The 16,271-nt window shown below is 66.1% G+C and carries 13 protein-coding genes; 10 read left to right on the top strand and 3 right to left on the bottom strand.

The features are described 5' to 3' along the window. Positions 1-30 precede the first annotated feature (30 nt). The 6 genes from ACW17U_RS08770 to ACW17U_RS08745 all read left to right on the top strand — a co-directional run bounded on the left by ACW17U_RS08770 (position 31) and on the right by ACW17U_RS08745 (position 9,741). Positions 31-4,113: a translocation/assembly module TamB domain-containing protein gene (locus ACW17U_RS08770; protein ID WP_492055570.1), complete on the top strand. Its 4,083-nt coding sequence runs from the start codon at positions 31-33 to the stop codon at positions 4,111-4,113. Between the two features lie 102 nt (positions 4,114-4,215). Next, positions 4,216-5,460, top strand: coding sequence for a hydrolase (locus tag ACW17U_RS08765; RefSeq protein WP_492055714.1), 1,245 nt, complete (start codon positions 4,216-4,218; stop codon positions 5,458-5,460). After that, complete coding sequence (locus ACW17U_RS08760) at positions 5,461-6,465, top strand: arginine N-succinyltransferase (protein ID WP_062146123.1); 1,005 nt, start codon at positions 5,461-5,463, stop codon at positions 6,463-6,465. Continuing rightward, entirely contained in the window at positions 6,462-7,916 is a 1,455-nt protein-coding gene (gene astD / locus ACW17U_RS08755) for a succinylglutamate-semialdehyde dehydrogenase (RefSeq protein WP_492055569.1), read from the top strand. The genes ACW17U_RS08760 and astD overlap by 4 nt, the downstream gene beginning before the upstream one ends. Next, positions 7,913-9,253 carry an N-succinylarginine dihydrolase gene (astB, locus tag ACW17U_RS08750; RefSeq protein ID WP_492055568.1) on the top strand — a complete coding sequence of 447 codons (1,341 nt, stop codon included), beginning with the start codon at positions 7,913-7,915 and terminating at the stop codon, positions 9,251-9,253. Before astD ends, astB begins: the two co-directional genes overlap by 4 nt. Beyond that, the gene (locus tag ACW17U_RS08745) at positions 9,250-9,741 is read left to right on the top strand and encodes a GNAT family N-acetyltransferase (RefSeq protein ID WP_062146130.1); all 492 of its coding nucleotides are present in this window, start codon (positions 9,250-9,252) and stop codon (positions 9,739-9,741) included. The genes astB and ACW17U_RS08745 overlap by 4 nt, the downstream gene beginning before the upstream one ends. Here ACW17U_RS08745 and ACW17U_RS08740 read toward each other — a convergent pair. Continuing rightward, positions 9,738-10,559, bottom strand: a complete 822-nt coding sequence (locus tag ACW17U_RS08740) for a LytTR family DNA-binding domain-containing protein (RefSeq protein WP_492055567.1) — start codon at positions 10,557-10,559, stop codon at positions 9,738-9,740. The two genes, ACW17U_RS08745 and ACW17U_RS08740, sit on opposite strands and share 4 nt — an antisense overlap. 111 nt (positions 10,560-10,670) lie before the next feature. Here ACW17U_RS08740 and ACW17U_RS08735 point away from each other — a divergent pair, with 111 nt between their 5' ends. Beyond that, positions 10,671-11,894: an acyltransferase family protein gene (locus ACW17U_RS08735; protein WP_492055566.1), complete on the top strand. Its 1,224-nt coding sequence runs from the start codon at positions 10,671-10,673 to the stop codon at positions 11,892-11,894. Here ACW17U_RS08735 and phhA read toward each other — a convergent pair. After that, complete coding sequence (phhA, locus tag ACW17U_RS08730) at positions 11,852-12,733, bottom strand: phenylalanine 4-monooxygenase (protein ID WP_492055565.1); 882 nt, start codon at positions 12,731-12,733, stop codon at positions 11,852-11,854. The genes ACW17U_RS08735 and phhA overlap by 43 nt on opposite strands. 81 nt (positions 12,734-12,814) lie before the next feature. Then, positions 12,815-13,144 carry a heat shock protein HspQ gene (hspQ, locus tag ACW17U_RS08725; protein ID WP_062146137.1) on the bottom strand — a complete coding sequence of 110 codons (330 nt, stop codon included), beginning with the start codon at positions 13,142-13,144 and terminating at the stop codon, positions 12,815-12,817. 153 nt (positions 13,145-13,297) lie between these two features. On the opposite strand from hspQ, the gene ACW17U_RS08720 reads away from it, so the two are divergent. From ACW17U_RS08720 to ACW17U_RS08710, 3 genes are all read left to right on the top strand, one after another. Beyond that, on the top strand, positions 13,298-14,425 hold the full coding sequence (locus tag ACW17U_RS08720) for a Ppx/GppA phosphatase family protein (protein ID WP_492055564.1): 1,128 nt from the start codon (positions 13,298-13,300) through the stop codon (positions 14,423-14,425). Then, the gene (locus ACW17U_RS08715; RefSeq protein WP_492055563.1) at positions 14,422-15,132 is read left to right on the top strand and encodes an RlmE family RNA methyltransferase; all 711 of its coding nucleotides are present in this window, start codon (positions 14,422-14,424) and stop codon (positions 15,130-15,132) included. The genes ACW17U_RS08720 and ACW17U_RS08715 overlap by 4 nt, the downstream gene beginning before the upstream one ends. Before the next feature lie 61 nt (positions 15,133-15,193). Further along, positions 15,194-16,192 (top strand): potassium channel family protein, encoded by a 999-nt coding sequence (locus ACW17U_RS08710; protein WP_492055562.1) that lies wholly within the window; start codon positions 15,194-15,196, stop codon positions 16,190-16,192. The last annotated feature ends 79 nt before the right edge of the window (positions 16,193-16,271 follow it).

Genomic DNA, 16,271 nt, shown 5'->3' with positions numbered 1-16,271 from the left:
CCGGTCCGGAAGCGCGGAGGACCCGGCAGGTTGCTGATTGCCCTGGTGTCGGTCCTGGTCCTGATCGGGGCGGTTCTCGGTGGTCTGCGCTATGGGCCGACCACCCCGCAGGGGCGCCTGCTCCTGGAGTCCAGGGTCAGCGGCCTGAAGCTGGGCCGCATCGGCCGACTGACCGTCGAGGGCGTGAGAGGCGACATCTGGCGGGACTTTGGTGTGCGTCGCCTGGCGATCCAGGACGACAAGGGCCCCTGGCTGGAAGCCCATGATGTGCGGGTCGTCTGGAGACCATCCGAACTCCTGACGCGACGCTTTCATGCCGAACAGATCCAGGCGGGGGATGTGACGGTCCTGCGCCGGCCTATCCTCGGCCCTGCAGGCAAGCCCGCACAGGCCCCAGTGTCGGTAGACCTGGACAGGGTCAAGCTTCGGCTGGTCACCCGGCCCGCCTTCAGTCGCCAGGCAGGCGATTTCGATGTTGCCGGGTCCTACGAGTTTGCACGCATGGGCGGTCAGAAGGGCCGGCTGAGCCTGGCCAGTCGGCTACACCGGGGCGACCGGCTGGACCTGGACTTCGATCTGGGGGGCAAGAACACGCTTCGGCTCAAGGCCGAAGCCGTCGAAGCCGATGGCGGGGCCATAGCCGGGGCCCTGGGTCTGCCGGTCGACCGGGCCTTCGATCTCAAGGCCAAGGCCGAGGGCGCGATGACGCGCGGAGCCTTCAGTCTGACGGCGAGATCGGGGGCAGACATACCCCTCGACGCTACCGGTGCCTGGACGCCTGAAGGCGGCTCAGCGCGGGGGCGGATCGACTTGGGAGCCTCCAGCCTGACCCACCGCCTGGAGGCCATGTTTGGTCCCGAGGCCAGCTTCAGCCTTGAAGGCCGCAAGTCGAAGGGCGGTCTGTTTGATCTGACCACCCGGATCAGGTCCGCGAACCTTGTTCTTGAGTCGCGAGGTCTGGCCGACATCGGCAAGAGGCGCACGGGCCCCGACGGTCTGCCTTTCACGGCGAAGATCGGGTCGCTCAAGACGATTGTTTCGATTCCTGAGATGGGGGCCGGGCAGGTGAAGGGCCGGCTTCGGCTGGAAAAGGGCGGCTTCACCGTCGAGGGGGATGCCGATGTCTCGGACCTGTCCCTGCTGGGCTATCACCTGGAACGCGCCCGCGGCCCGGCTTCGGTGCGATGGTCCAAGGGAGAGTTGACGATCAAGGCCCAAGCCGCCGGACAGGGCGGGGGCGGAACCGGGATCCTGGCGGTGCTCGGGGCAAGCCCCAAGGCCGATTTCGAGGGCGTGCGGCTAAAGAACGGCCCGTTCCTGATCCGCTCGGCCAGGATCACCGCGCCCAACCTGGTGGTGACGGGTGAGGGCGATCGAAGTCTGTTGGGGGGGCTGAGCTTCCGGGGGGAGGCGCGTGTCGCCAGTCTTGCACCGGTCCGGGCCGGGGCGCGCGGCAATTTGGCGGCCAAGTGGTCGGCCAGCAGCGCACAGGGCAGGCCTTGGGCCTTTTCCGTTGATGCCAAAGGTCAGGACTTTGCAGCCGGCCTGGCGGAACTGGATCGCCTGCTGGGCAAGTCGCCGCGCCTCAGCGGTCGGGGGGCGTGGCAGGATGGAGTCCTGACGATCGACAATGCCAAACTTGAGGGGACGGCGGCTGAAGTCCGGACCTCGGGTGCGATGCGACGTGACGGCACTCTGGGCTTCAAGCTGGATTGGACGGCGACGGGGCCGTTCACGGCCGGTCCCATCGAAGTCACCGGCAAGGCCAAGGGCGATGGCACCGTCGCCGGCACACTGGCCAGGCCAAGGCTGGACCTGACGGCTGATTTTGACTCGATCGATCTTCCGAGACTGCCCCTGACCCAGGCCCATCTCGCCCTGACCTTTGAGCGTACCTCAGACGGCTCCGACGGGGTCGCACGGCTTACGGCCCAGAGTCTCCAGGGACCGGCCCGAGCTGGAGCGGCCTTCCGTTTTGCGGCAGGCGGGCTGGAACTCACAGACCTTGATCTTGACGCAGGCGGGGCGAAAGCGACGGGCAATGTGTCTCTGCGCGGACGGCAGCCGGCTTCAGCGAATCTGCTGGTGTCGATCGGACCAGGCGCCTTCCTGTCCCAGGGGCGGGTCGCGGGTTCTGTCCGGATCGTCGAGGGGAGCGACAGTGCCCGCGCGACCCTTGATCTGACCGCCGAGGATATCGCCAGCGGCAACTGGAAACTGCGTACGGCTCGGATCAAGGCCGATGGATCCCTGGGCAATCTGCCCCTGACGGTCGATGCACAGGGCCTGGCACCCGGCGGGCGCTGGCGGCTGGCGGGAACGGGTGCGCTCGCGCAGTCCGGCGATGACTACACCCTGTCTCTCGACGCTTCCGGACGCATGGGACGGACCGATATCAAGACGCGTGAGACGTCAGTGATGCGCCTTGGGGGCGCTTCGATCCTTTCGAGGCTGCGGCTTCTGATCGGAGACGGCCAGGCCGACCTCGACACCGACATCGGTCCGGAACGCTCCAGTCTCAAGGCGCGTCTGGCCGGCGTCAGTCTCTCGGCCTTCGATCCGGACCTGGCCGGCGACATTGATGGCACGTTCAATCTTTCCGGCCAGGGCGAAACCTTGCTCGGCGAGTTTGAAGCCAAGCTAACCGGCGCGCGGGAACGTGGGTCCAAGATCGAGCAGTCGCTGAACGCCCAGATCCATGGTGATTTGAAAGACAGCGTGCTGACGCTCGTGGCCGAGGGGGCCAATCGTCAGGGCCTCACATCCGAGGCGCGCCTGCAGCTGCCGGCCGAAGCCTCGGCCTCGCCGTTGCGACTGGCGATCGATCGTCGGCGGCCCGTCATGGGGTCCTTCAAGGCCCAGGGCGAGATCAAACCCCTATGGGATCTGCTGCTGGGGCCGGAACGGTCGCTGTCCGGCAAGATCGATGCCGAGGGCTCTCTCGGCGGAACCCTGGCCGATCCGCGGCTGGTCGGGCGGGCATCCCTGGATGGCGGCGGCTTTGAAGAGGGGCGTACCGGCCTGCGTCTGCGCAACATTACCCTGCGCATGGCGCTGGCCGACAATGCGATCGACGTAAGCCAGGCGACGGCGGAAGACGGGATAAGCGGTTCCCTGGCCGGCGCGGGACGCATCAGCCTCAACCGCGAAGGCGTAAGCAGCTTCAGGCTCGACCTCAAGGCCTTCCGCCTGATCGACAATGACCTGGCCACCGCCACTGCCACCGGCCAGGCGACCGTCAATCGTTCGGCCGACGGCAAGGTCAAGCTGAGCGGAGACCTCGTCATCGATCGGGCCGATGTCTCGGCCCAGAGCAAGACCCCGGCCGGCGTGGTCAATCTGGATGTCATAGAGCGCAATCGTCCGACGGACCTCGACCAGGGCACCCAGCCCCGGCGGGCCAGTCCCGGCGGCGGCATCGCTTTGGATCTCGACCTCAAGGCCCCGCGCCGGGTGTTCGTGAAAGGGCGGGGCCTGGACGTCGAACTATCGCTGGACGCCCATGTCGGCGGGACCTCCTTTGCGCCGAGTCTCGACGGCGTGGCCCGCATGGTGCGTGGCGAGTACGACTTCGCGGGCAAGCGGTTCGAGTTCGACAGTACGGGTGTCGTTACGCTTTCGACCCAGCTGGATCGCATCCGTCTCAACCTCAGCGCCCGGCGTGAGGACACGGCGCTGACCGCCATCGTCAAGATCGCTGGCACGGCCGCCAAGCCGGAAATCACCCTGACCTCGACACCTGAGCTGCCGAGCGATGAAGTGCTCAGCCAGGTGCTCTTCGGGGCCTCGGCCGCCCAGCTGTCGCCGATTGAAGCCGCCCAACTGGCCTCGGCCCTGGCGGCCCTGGCGGGAGGCGGCGGTTTCGATGTGATGGGCAATCTGCGCAGTTTCGCGCGGCTGGATCGCCTGGCCTTCGCCAACAGCGCCACCGGCGTGACGGTGGCGGGCGGCAAGTATGTCACCGACGATGTCTATCTGGAGATCATCGGTGGTGGACGTGAGGGTCCTGCCGCACAGGTTGAGTGGAGGATCCGTCGGACCCTGTCTCTGGTGTCAAAGATTGGCGGTCAGGGCGACGCAAAGCTTTCCGTTCGCTGGCGAAAGGACTATTAGGGGCGCAAGGCTGTTGCGCGGGCGCCCGTTTACCTCGTCTGAGGAAGCACGATTTACCCGCGGCCCTTGGTTTATTGTGACTGGGGGAGGACCGGCATGCCTATGCGACTCGAGAACCATGAACGCGTTGTTCTGGAGGCTCTGGCCTCGGATGGCGCGCGAATTATCGACCGGGCTGTGGCCTGGTGCGCGATAAACTCCGGTAGCCTGCATCTGGCGGGCCTCGAGCGCCAAAGGCAGATTTTGCTCGAAACCGTGGCGGCCCTGCCTGGCGCGCCGACCGAGATTCCGCTCGCGGCATCCGAGGTGATCGGCGCGGACGGTCGCGTCGGCCAGCAGCAGCATACGCCGGCGATTGCCGTCGTGGTGCGTCCCGAGGCCCCGGTCCAGGTGGTTCTGACGGGCCACTATGACACCGTCTATCCGGAGACGAGCCGTTTCCAGGCGGTGACCACACGGCCTGATGGCGCTCTGCACGGGCCGGGGATCGCCGACATGAAGGGCGGCATCAGCGTCATGCTGGCGGCGCTGGAGGCCTTTGAGCGGCATCCTGATGCGGGCCGGGTCGGCTATCGCGTCCTGCTGTCGCCGGATGAAGAGATCGGCTCCGTCGCGTCCGGTCCCGTCCTGGCCGAGTTTGCCAGGCTGGGCCATGTCGGCCTGACCTATGAACCGGCCCTGGCCGATGGCTCCCTGGCGTCATCACGCAAAGGGTCCGGCAATTTCCACATCGTCGTGCATGGCAAGGCAGCCCATGCCGGCCGCGACTTCGCTGCGGGGCGCAACGCCGTGATCGGCGCGGCCCGCATTGCCGAGGCTTTGCATGGACTGAACGGCCAGCGCGACGGTGTGACCGTCAATGTCGCCCGGATCGATGGCGGCGCGCCGCTGAACATGGTGCCGGATGTGGCGATCGCCCGGTTCAATGTCCGGTTCCCCGATGCCGAGGGTGCCGCCTGGTTCGAGGCGCAGGTTGCCCGGATCGTCGCGGAACCACGTGAGGGGCTGCATGTCCACCTGCACGGCCTGATCACCCGCGGGGCCAAGCCGTTCAACGCGGCCCAGCAACAGCTGTTCGGTGCCGTCAAGGAGGCCGGGGCCCTGCTCGGCCAGGACATCGCCTGGAAGCCGTCCGGCGGGGTCTGTGAGGGCAACAACCTGTTCGCCTCGGGCCTGCCCAATGTCGACACCCTGGGGGTGCGCGGCGGCGACATCCACAGCGAAGCCGAACACGCCTGGCCCGAAAGCTTTGTCGAGCGCGCCCAGCTCTCGGCCCTGATCCTGATGAAACTGGCCAGCGGCGAGATCGACGGACGTTCGATCCGCGCGTCCATGGAGAACCTTTGAATGCTAGTCGTCCGCCCCGCCGGCCCGACCGATTTTGACGCCCTGATGGAATTGGCCCTGCTGTCGGGCCGAGGCTTCACCAGCCTGCCCGAGGACGAGCAGACCCTGCGCGCCCGACTGGACCTGTCGGCGGCTAGCTTCAAGGCCGAGGTCGCCGCGCCCGAGGCCTGGTACACCCTGATGCTGGAAGACCTCGAGGCCGGGGACGTGATCGGCGTCGCTGGTGTCAAGGCGGGCGTCGGTCTGAAGCGACCGCATTTCTCGTTCCGGGTCGTCACCCTCGCCCAGTCCTCACCGACCCTGGACAAGCGCTTCGATCACCGCGCCCTGGTGCTGGTCAATGAGTGCGCCGGCTGGTCCGAGGTGGGCTCGCTGTTCCTGAAGCCAGAACGCCGGATGGGCGGGGCCGGGCGGCTTCTGGCCCAGTCGCGCTACATGCTGATCGGGCTGGAGCCGCAGCGCTTTGCCGAGATGATCCTGGCCGAACTGCGCGGCTGGTTCGACGAGGATGGCGGCTGCCCGTTCTGGGATCATGTCGCCAGCAAGTTTTTCCGCCTGGAGTTTGACGAGGCCGACATGATGAGCGCCTCGACCGACGGGCAGTTCATTCTCGACCTCGCACCGCGCCATCCCATCTATGCCGAACTGCTGCCCAAGGAGGCGCGCGAGGTTCTGGGGCGCGTGCATCGCGAGGGCGAGGCCGCTCGGGCCATGCTCGAAACCGAAGGCTTCCGCTTCCAGGGCCTGATCGACATCTTCGATGCCGGGCCCACGGTTGCGGCGCGGCGCGACGACATCAAGACGGTCCGCGAGGCGCGCCGTTTGCGCCTGAAGCTGGGCGAAGATGCCTATGGCGAGGAGGCCTTGGTCTCCTCCAGCGAGATCGGCGGCTTCAGGGCGGTCCGGGCCCCGGTGTTCATTGACGGTGAAACGGCGATCATGGGGCGCGACGCGGCCTCGGCGCTGCGAGTTTCCGAAGGCGACATGGTGCAGGTGAAAGCATGAGTGGCGGCGTGTTTATTGATGGTGTCTGGCGCGCAGGTGCCGGACCGGAAGCAGTTTCCATCGACCCGACCACGGGCGAGACGATCTGGCGTGAAGCGTCGGCGGCACAGGCCGACGTCGCCCTTGCCGTGGCCGCCGCACGCCGCGCCTTTCCGGCCTGGGCCGATCAGCCGCGCGAAGCCCGCATCGCGATCCTGCGCCGCTACAAGGAGATCCTGGTCGAGCGCACACCGGCCTTCGCCGAGGCCATGAGCCGCGAGACCGGCAAGGCCCTGTGGGAGACACGGGTCGAGCTGGCCTCGATGGCCGGCAAAGTCGACCTGTCGATCAGGGCCTATGACGAACGCACGGGCGGCGTCGAAAACGCCATGCCATTCGGGCGCGCTGTTCTGCGCCATCGCGCCCATGGCGTCATGGCGGTGCTGGGCCCGTTCAACTTCCCAGGTCACCTGCCCAATGGCCACATCGTGCCGGCCCTGCTGGCCGGCGACACGGTGGTATTCAAGCCGTCCGAGGAAACGCCGCTGGTCGGTCAGTTGCTGGTTGAGGCCCTCGAGGCAGCCGGCGTTCCGTCCGGCGTGATCAATCTTGTCCAGGGCGGGCGCGATACCGGCCAGGCCCTGATCGCCGAAGAGATCGACGGCCTGCTGTTCACCGGCTCGGCCCAGGCGGGTGCCTTCTTCCGGCGGTACTTCGCGGATCGCCCTGACGTGATCCTGGCCCTCGAGCTGGGCGGCAACAATCCCCTGGTGGTCTGGGACGCCGGCGACGCCGAGGCCGTAGCGGCCCTGGTCGTGCAGTCGGCTTTCATCACCACCGGTCAGCGCTGTTCCTGCGCCCGGCGCCTGATCGTGTCGGATGACGCGGCGGGCAGGGCGGTGATCGAGGCCGTTGCAGCCCTGTCGGATCGCCTGACGGCCGGACCCTGGAACGGTCCAAGCGAGCCCTTCATGGGGCCCCTGATCTCGGCGCGGGCCGCAGCCCTGGCCAAGGCCGGCGCGGACGCCCTGGGCGGTCAGCGCATTCGGACACTGGGTGGTCTGGACGGTCTCAGCGACGCCTTCGTGTCCCCGGGCTTTGTCGATGTCACCGGCGTCGATGTGGCGGACGAAGAGCTGTTTGCGCCCCTGCTGCAGGTGCGCCGGGTCGGCAGCTTCGAGGAGGCCATCGCGGCGGCCAATGCCACCCGCTACGGTTTGTCGGCTGGACTTATCTCCAATCAGTCAGGGCTTTGGGACAAGTTCCTCAACCGGATCCGCGCAGGCGTCGTCAACTGGAACCGGCCGACGACGGGTGCCGCAGGCAGCATGCCGTTCGGGGGTCTCGGGGCCTCCGGCAACCACCGTCCCAGCGCCTATTATGCCGCCGACTATTGCGCCTATCCGGTGGCCAGTTTTGAAGCGGATGCAGTCCTAAATACATTTAGTGATATCAAGGGTTTGCGAGCATGACTTCGGCAGTTGAAGCCAATTGCGACGGTCTGGTCGGGCCGACCCATTCCTATGTTGGCCTGTCACCGGGAAATCTCGCCAGCCAGAAGAATGCCGGCGAGGTCTCCAATCCTCGCGGTGCGGCGCTCGAAGGTCTTGGCAAGATGCGCAAGCTCGCCGACTGGGGCGTGCCGCAGTTCGCCCTGCCTCCACATGAGCGTCCGAACCTAAGCCTATTGAAGGCGTTGGGTTTTTCCGGATCGGATGGCACCGTGCTCGAGCGGGCCTGGAAGGAGGCTCCGGCCCTGGCCTCCGCCGCCTGTTCGGCCTCGCCGATGTGGGCTGCCAATGCCGCCACCGTAACGCCCAGCGCTGACGCGGCGGACGGACGGGTTCACTTCACCCCCGCCAATCTGCTGACCAATCTGCATCGGAGCCTGGAGGGCCCGCAGACTACGCGCAGCCTGCGGCGGCTGTTTGCGGACGAGTCCAGGTTCGCCGTGCACGATCCGCTGCCGGCCCAGCCCCATTTTGCCGATGAAGGCGCGGCCAACCATGTGCGCCTGTGTGCGGAGCATGGCGCGCCGGGCGTCAACATGTTCGTCTGGGGTCGTGAGGCTTGGGAACACTGGGATGGCCGTTACCCGGCCCGCCAGACCCGCGAGGCCTTTGAGGCGGTTGAACGTCGCCACGGCGCGGCACGGGCGATCTTCCCGCGTCAGGGCAAGGCGGCGATCAATGGCGGGGCGTTCCATAACGACGTCGTCTGTGTCGGCACCCGCGAATGCCTGTTTTTCCACGAGAGCGCCTTCGAGGACCGCAACGCCATGATCGCGTCGGTCCGTCGGGCGGCGGACGGACTGTTCGAGCCGGCCTTTGTCGAGATCTCGGAAGCCGATCTGCCGATGGCGGACCTGGTGGCCAGCTACCTGTTCAATTCGCAGCTGCTGGTCATTCCCGGCGAGGATCGGCTGGTCCTGCTGGCCCCGGCCGAGACCCGCGACAATCCTCGCGCCCATGCCGTGGCTGAAAGCCTTGCCGCCTCCAATGGTCCGATCGGACGCGTCGACTATGTCGATGTGCGCCAGAGCATGCGCAATGGCGGCGGACCGGCCTGTCTGCGCCTGCGGGTCGTGCTGACCGAGGCCGAGCTGGCGGCGGCCAATCCGGCTCAGAGGTTCGATGCTGCCCTGCATGACCGCCTGGCGGACTGGGTCGAGCGTCGCTATCGCGACCGCCTGGTGCCGGGCGATCTGGCCGATCCTCTGCTACTCACTGAGGTCCGTGAAGCCCTGGACGAACTGACCGTCATCCTCGACCTGGGCAGTGACTTCTATCCGTTCCAGAGGGGCGCATGAGCTATACTATCCGGCCTGCCGGTCCGGAGGACATCACCGCCCTGATCGCCCTGCACAAGGCTGCGGCGGCCGTTCCGGACGGGCTGGCCCGCCGGCCGGACGAGATCACCCAAGCCTATGTGGAACGCTGCATCGCCGGGATCAGTTTCGTCGCCGTCGGGCCAGACGGCACGATCTGGGGCGAGATCCATGCGGCGCGCGAGACGGTGGCTCTGTTCTCGCATGTGCTGTCGAGCCTGACGGTCGCGGTTCATCCTGACCGTCAGGGGCGGGGGATTGGGTCCAGGCTGTTCGAGGCCCTGATTGCCCATGCCCGGTCGATGCAGCCGCCGATCCTGCGGATCGAACTGGCCGCCGGGGCGGGCAATCCAGGCGCGATCCGTCTGTACGAGCGACTGGGCTTCCAGCACGAGGGGCGTCAGGTGGCGCGTGGTCGCTATCCGGATGGCCGTCTCGAAGACGACATCCTGATGGGTCTGCTGCTCTAACGTCGGAGGCGCGCGAGGGCCTCGGGAAAGCGCCGTGATAGCGGTGCCTCCTGACTGCCGAGTTCGACGGCATAGTCGCCTGACCCTTCTGGACGTAGCCCGGTCACCCTGGCCTTGTTGATCAGCCAGGAGCGATGGCTGCGGACAAAGCCGTGTTCGGCCAGCTCTGTCTCGATCGTTGCCAGCGGGGTGCGCATCAGAGGCCGGCGGCTGTCGACCAGCACGAATTCCACATAGTTGCCGGCCGAGCGGACGGCCAGGATGTCGTCGATGGGCACCCGGACCAGGCGCGTTCCGTCCTGGATGTCGAAGGTCCTGGGCGAGGCCATGGTCGGGGCTGTAGCCGGCTGGTGGCCCTGGCGAAGGGACACCTGGAAGATGAACCAGGCAATGCCATAGGCGACCAGGTCCTTGCGGAACTCGTAGGGGAACTCGCGGGTGAGATCGCCGAAATCATAGTCCTGCTGAAGCAGGAGCAGATAGGCCAGTTTCCGTAGCGCCACGAAGCCCGCCACATGCAGGGCCGAATAGGCCAGGACGGCGACCAGATGGACGGGGACGGCTTGCCACCAGCGCGGCCCGCTGCGATGAGTCCAGAGGGCGACAGCAGCCGGGATCGCGAAGATCGCCAGGGTGACCAGTGCGCTGCTGCCTTCCCACAGGATGGGAAACAGGGGTGGCAGATCCGGATCATCGTGGCGGATCGTCAGGATGTTGACGACGCAGATGGTGGCGATCAGGCCGATGCCCAGCAGCCAGGCCCGCGCGATCGCACGACGCTCGTCGCCGCTCATCCCGAAAAGCGCGCCGGTCGTCACGGCCGGTTTTCCGCTCGTCCCCGACGGGGCCCGCCGATCCCCGCGCTCTTGGCGGGCCTGGAGGGCTCGAGGCACGACCTTCGCATCCCTTTTCAAGCCGGGTGCCTCTTCATGACCACGACGACATCTTCCTTCGACCGCCGCTACGACCTGGACTGGATCCGGGTCGGCGCGTTCTTCCTGCTCATTCTGTATCACGTCGGCATGTTCTATGTGCCCTGGGACTGGCACGTGAAGAGCCCGCATCCGGTCGAGGCTCTTGAGCCCCTGATGCAATTGACGAATCCCTGGCGACTGACCCTGCTGTTTCTGGTGTCCGGCGCCGCGACGCGGTTCATGGCCGACAAGGTCACGGTCGGAAAACTGACCACGGCGCGGATTGCGCGGCTGCTGCCACCGCTGGCCTTCGCCATGTTCGTGATCGTGCCGCCGCAGAGCTATTTTCAGGTCATTGAATACGCGGCCGCTCATCCCGGCTGGGCCACGGGGTTCGAGTCCTATGGCGAGTTCTGGCTGAAGTACGCCACAGCTTCGGGCCAATGGTGTGGGCCCGATGAGGGCGAATGCCTTGTCACCCCGACCTGGAACCACATGTGGTTCGTGGCCTATCTGCTTGTTTATTCGTTGGTCCTGGCTCTGCTGTTGAGGATCAGTCCCAGGCTGGGCGATCGGCTGCAAGCCGGTCTGGAGCGGGTGCTTAAGGGGATAGGGCTGTTGATCTGGCCCGTAGTCTACCTGGCCCTGACCCGCATCGTGCTCTTGCCGCTGTTCGAGATCAGTCATGCCCTGACCGATGACTGGTACAATCACGCCGTGTCATTCGCGGCCTTCCTTCTGGGCTTTGGGCTGGCCAAGTCCGAGGTTCTGCGCGGTCGCCTGGTCAGTGTGCGCTGGACGGCCCTTGCCTTGGCCCTGGTCTGTTGGGCGGGATGGGCGAGCTATGCATGGGTCTATCGCGCTGATGACGCCAACCCGCCCGAGGCCCTGCGACTGGTGATGCGTTGCGTCTATGCCACCGACCAGTGGTGCGCGATCGCGGCCATCCTGGGCTTTGGGGCCAAGCACCTGAACCGTGATGCGCCGGTCCTTCGCTACCTGACCCTGGCGGTCTTCCCGCTCTACATTGTCCACCAGACCCTGATCGTGGTCCTGGCGCATCACCTTGCGGCCTTGGGACTTCCCCAGGGCCAGGAGGCCGGCCTGCTGGTGGTCGCCACCTTTGCCGGTTGTTTCGGTTGCTATGAGGTCGTCCGCCGCATTCCGATCGTGCGGTGGCTGTTTGGCCTGAAGTCTCAGCCCCGGTCAGTCGCCAGCCGTCCGCCGCCAAGCGCATAGGCCTGGGTCCCGCAGGTGAACACGGTGTCGCCGGGCAGGATCTGCGCGATACCGATGTCGCTGGCGACGGCCAGACGATCATAGAGCGACCCGAAATCCCGGAGGGTGACGTCCTGCAGTGTCTGGATGGAGTCGATGACGAAATAGGCCTGCTGGAAGTCGTCGATCCGGTAGGGGGTGCGCATCACCCGCTCGAGATCGAACCCGATGCGGTTGGGGGACGGATCGTCCAGGGCGAACAGTGACTCCGACCGCGACGAGACTATGCCCGCCCCATAGATCCGTAGACCCTCCGCCGTCTGCATCAGGCCGAACTCGACCGTGTACCAGTAGAGACGCGCGAGGTGGGCCAGATGGCCCAGGTCCAGGGCTCTTTGGCCGCCCTGTCCATAGGCCTGCATGTAGTCGGCGAAGACCGGATCGGTCAGCATCGGCACGTGCCCGAACACATCGTGGAAGATGTCGGGTTCCTGCAGATAGTCGAGTTCGTCGGGCTTGCGGATGAACTGGCCCGCCGGGAATCGGCGATGGGCCAGATGGTCGAAGAACACGTCGTCAGGCACCAGGCCTGGCACCGCGACCACGCTCCAGCCGGTCAGGCGTTGCAGTTCTTCATTGATGCGGGCGAAATCGGGGATACCGGAACGGTGCAGGTCCAGAGCGTCGAGGCCGCGCAGAAAGGCATCGCAGGCCCGACCCGGCAGCATGGCCGTCTGGCGTTCATAGAGGGTGATCCAGACCTCGTGCTCGGCCTGGGAATAGCGATCCCAACCCTGATCGATGGTCCAGTCCGCCCGGGCTCCGGGCGGCGGCGAGGGGGAAAAACCGTCAGCGCTCATGCAGTGACGCTACGCCCCGCATGCCGCAAATATCGTTCGGAATTTGCCTCGGGATCCGAAACATTCGGATGAATCTTGCGTCTAGTGTGAGATCCGGGGGCGAAGCTTGTAGGCGCCGTGATCGAAGGACTCAAAGATCACCGCCGTCTGCGGATGCTGCACCGGCTCGCCGGTCTCGTCGGCCAGCAGGTTCTGTTCCGACACATAGGCCACGTAGGTGTTCTCGTCGTTCTCGGCCAGCAGGTGATAGAAGGGCTGGTCCTTGATGGGCCGGATGTCTTCCGGGATCGATTCCCACCATTCATCGGTATTGGCGAAAACCGGATCGACATCGAACACCACGCCCCGGAACGGAAAGATCCGGTGCTTGACCACCTGGCCGATCGCAAACTTGGCGAATCTCGAATTCATGGACGGGATGATAGCAGGACCACCTGACTGAATCCTGAACGCAGAATTCCGCAGGCGGAGAACAAGCCTTTCGCCCTGCGCCTGCGTTGCTATGCTTGTCGGCGAAGTGAGGTGTCGTGATTTGCGGCACCTGCAAGACAAGGTGGAAAGACCATGTCGGAGGCGCTGCGTGCGCCCGACGCCCCGAGAGCTCCTCGAGAGGAGAACGGGCGGCGTCGGCGGCCGCCGGGCGAGCAGTCGTGCTATGCGGCACTCGACCTTGGCACCAACAACTGTCGCCTCCTGGTGGCGACGCCGTCTCCGCGCGGTTTCCGTGTCGTCGAGGCCTATTCCCGCATCGTGCGCCTGGGTGAAGGCCTGTCCCAGACCGGTCGCCTGTCCGATGCCGCCATGGACCGCTCGATGGCAGCCCTGAAGGTCTGCGCCGAGAAGATCCGCCGGCGCAAGGCGATCAAGATCAAGGCCGTGGCGACCCAGGCCTGCCGGGGCGCAGACAATGGCGCGGCCTTTGTGGCCCGGGTGGCGGAAGAAACCGGCCTGCGGCTGCAGATCATCACGCCGCGCGAGGAGGCCCAGCTTTCGGTCGCCGGCTGCATGAGCCTGTTCGATCGCCAGTCTGACGCCGCCCTGGTGGTCGATGTCGGGGGCGGCTCGACCGAACTGTCCTGGGTTGATCTGAAAGGCGAAGGGCTGGATGCCAAGCCGCGCCAGTTCGCCGCCTGGAAACTGCCGATCAAGGCCTGGCTGTCGATACCGGTCGGGGTGGTGACCCTGGCCGAACGCTTCCCAGAGGGCGAGCGGGCCGATGAGGTCTGGTTCCGGGCCATGGTCGAAGACGTCAAGGCGAGGATTGCAGACTTCCCGCACGCCGAACCGATGCGCGAAGTGTTTGCCAGCGGGCGGGCCCATCTGGTCGGAACCTCGGGCGCGATCACCAGCCTGGCCGGCCTGCACCTTGGCCTGCAGCGCTATGACCGCACCATCGTCGACGGCCTCTGGATGGACCGCCGGGATTGCGAGATCGCGGCGGACCGATTGCTGAGTCTTACGGCCGCCGAACGGGCCCTGGAGCCCTGCATCGGTGCCGACCGTGCGGACCTCGTCCTGGCCGGTGCAGCAATTCTGCAGGCCGTTCAGGAGCTTTGGCCGTGTTCGCGCGTGCGTGTAGCCGATCGAGGGCTTAGAGAGGGGCTTCTGATGTCCCTGATGTCCGAACAGCAGCGTCGCCCGCGTCGGCGACGCCGGGGCGGGGCGTCCAAGTTCAAGCCGGTGTCCGAATGACCGAAGAAGAACCGCCCCGCAAGCGCATGGTCAAGCCGCCAGTCGGCGGGACCGACGCTGGTCGCACCAAGCCGGCACGCCTGAAAAAGACCTATGGCCGGACCACGTCGCAACAGGCCTGGCTCGAGCGCCAGATCAATGACCCGTTCTCGGCCAAGGCCCGCGCGCTGGGCTATCGCAGCCGCGCGGCCTTCAAGATCAGCGAGATCGACGAGAAGTTCGGCTTCTTCAAGAAGGGGGTCCGGGTCATCGACCTGGGCTGCGCCCCGGGCGGCTGGCTACAGATCGCGGTCGAGCGCGGTGTGACCCAGCTGGTCGGCGTCGATCTGCTGCCCGTTGATCCGGTTGCGCCGGCCCACATCCTGGAAATGGACTTCACCGACAATGCCTGTCCGCCCAGGCTGATCGAACTGCTGGGCGGTGCGCCGGACGTTGTGCTGTCGGACATGGCCCCCAACACCGTGGGTCACCGGGAGACCGACCACCTTCGTATCGTGGGCCTGATCGAGATGGGGGCCGAGTTCGCCATAGACGTGCTCAAGCCCGGCGGTGCCTTTGTCGCCAAGGCTTTCCAGGGCGGGGAAACGGCGGACGTCATTGCCCGGCTGAAGAAGAACTTCGACCGGGTCGTGCACTTCAAGCCCAAGGCCAGCCGGGCTGACAGCTCGGAGGTCTTCCTGGTCGCGACGGGGTTCCGGGGGCGGTGAGGGCGGTCGGCGGATGCTGAAGGATCTTCTCTCGCGTCCATTGCGAAATCTGATCTATGCCGTGCTGTTCGTTCTGGTCGTCGGCGCGCTCTCGACGGCCTCCTACGGCCTGGCGGGATGGAGTCTCGCCGACGCGGCCTATATGGTCACCCTCACCATTTTCACGGTCGGATATGGAGAGGTTAACCCGGTCGACACGGCCTACCTGCGCGCCGTGACCATCGCCACAATGATCTTTGGCTGCACCGGGACCATTGTGGTCACGGGCGCGCTCGTCCAGGTCCTGACCCTCAACCAGCTAGAGCAATTTTTCGGCAAACGCGTGGAAAAAACCATCGAACGGCTGGAAGGCCATACCATCATCTGTGGCTTTGGCCGGATCGGGATGATGCTGGCGAGTGAACTGGCTGCGGCCGGAGCGCCGCTGGTGGTCATCGAGCGCGACGACGCCCGCGCTCATCAAGCCCTCGAACTCGGGCATCTTTGCCGGCAAGGCGACGCAACAGACGAAGCGTTGCTGAAGGCCGTGCATATCGAGCGCGCCAAGGTGCTGGCCACAGTCCTGGCCGATGACGCCGACAATGTGTTTATCACGCTCTCGGCGCGCAGCCTTAACTCCAACCTGCAGATCATCGCCCGCGGGGAGCGACCGTCGACGGAGGGCAAGCTGCTGCAGGCCGGCGCGGACCGGGTGGTGTTGCCGACCCACATCGGGGCTGAACGGATCGCTGAACTGATCCTGTTCCCTGAAATGGCCCAGATCTTCCGGGGCGGACAGGCCAGCGGGTCGCTCGACCGGGCCCTCGACCGTCTCGGCCTGGATCTCGAAATCCTGGTCGTGCCGCAGGATGTCGCCCCCGGCACATTGACGGTCGGCGAGATCGAGCGCCGTGCCCGCAGCGCCTTCCTGCTGCAGATCAATCGCCCGAACGGAACTGTCGTCACGAGGCCTCTCGCTGACCATATCGTCGAGCCTGGTGACGGTCTGGTGTTGCTCTCCAAGCTCGGACGGAGCGCATTGGACCGTCTCTTCGAGGACGCGCCTTTGGCCAAGGCCTAGATCGGGTTCGCGAAGTGTCTTGAGCGCCTCGACAAACCCAAGCCTCGCCGCTATACCCGCGCCGCAAAATGGAGACTCC

Source organism: Caulobacter sp. AVps16, assembly GCF_058681455.1.
The sequence above is the reverse complement of the archived record's forward strand: the minus strand, read 5'-3'. Positions and strand labels throughout refer to the sequence as shown.

Coding starts and splice junctions, on each gene's coding strand:
- ACW17U_RS08765 (WP_492055714.1), top strand. CDS start 4,216: ATGCGACTCGAGAACCATGAACGCGTTGTTCTGGAGGCTCTGGCCTCG.
- ACW17U_RS08760 (WP_062146123.1), top strand. CDS start 5,461: ATGCTAGTCGTCCGCCCCGCCGGCCCGACCGATTTTGACGCCCTGATG.
- astD (WP_492055569.1), top strand. CDS start 6,462: ATGAGTGGCGGCGTGTTTATTGATGGTGTCTGGCGCGCAGGTGCCGGA.
- astB (WP_492055568.1), top strand. CDS start 7,913: ATGACTTCGGCAGTTGAAGCCAATTGCGACGGTCTGGTCGGGCCGACC.
- ACW17U_RS08745 (WP_062146130.1), top strand. CDS start 9,250: ATGAGCTATACTATCCGGCCTGCCGGTCCGGAGGACATCACCGCCCTG.
- ACW17U_RS08735 (WP_492055566.1), top strand. CDS start 10,671: ATGACCACGACGACATCTTCCTTCGACCGCCGCTACGACCTGGACTGG.
- phhA (WP_492055565.1), bottom strand. CDS start 12,733: ATGAGCGCTGACGGTTTTTCCCCCTCGCCGCCGCCCGGAGCCCGGGCG.
- hspQ (WP_062146137.1), bottom strand. CDS start 13,144: ATGAATTCGAGATTCGCCAAGTTTGCGATCGGCCAGGTGGTCAAGCAC.
- ACW17U_RS08720 (WP_492055564.1), top strand. CDS start 13,298: ATGTCGGAGGCGCTGCGTGCGCCCGACGCCCCGAGAGCTCCTCGAGAG.
- ACW17U_RS08715 (WP_492055563.1), top strand. CDS start 14,422: ATGACCGAAGAAGAACCGCCCCGCAAGCGCATGGTCAAGCCGCCAGTC.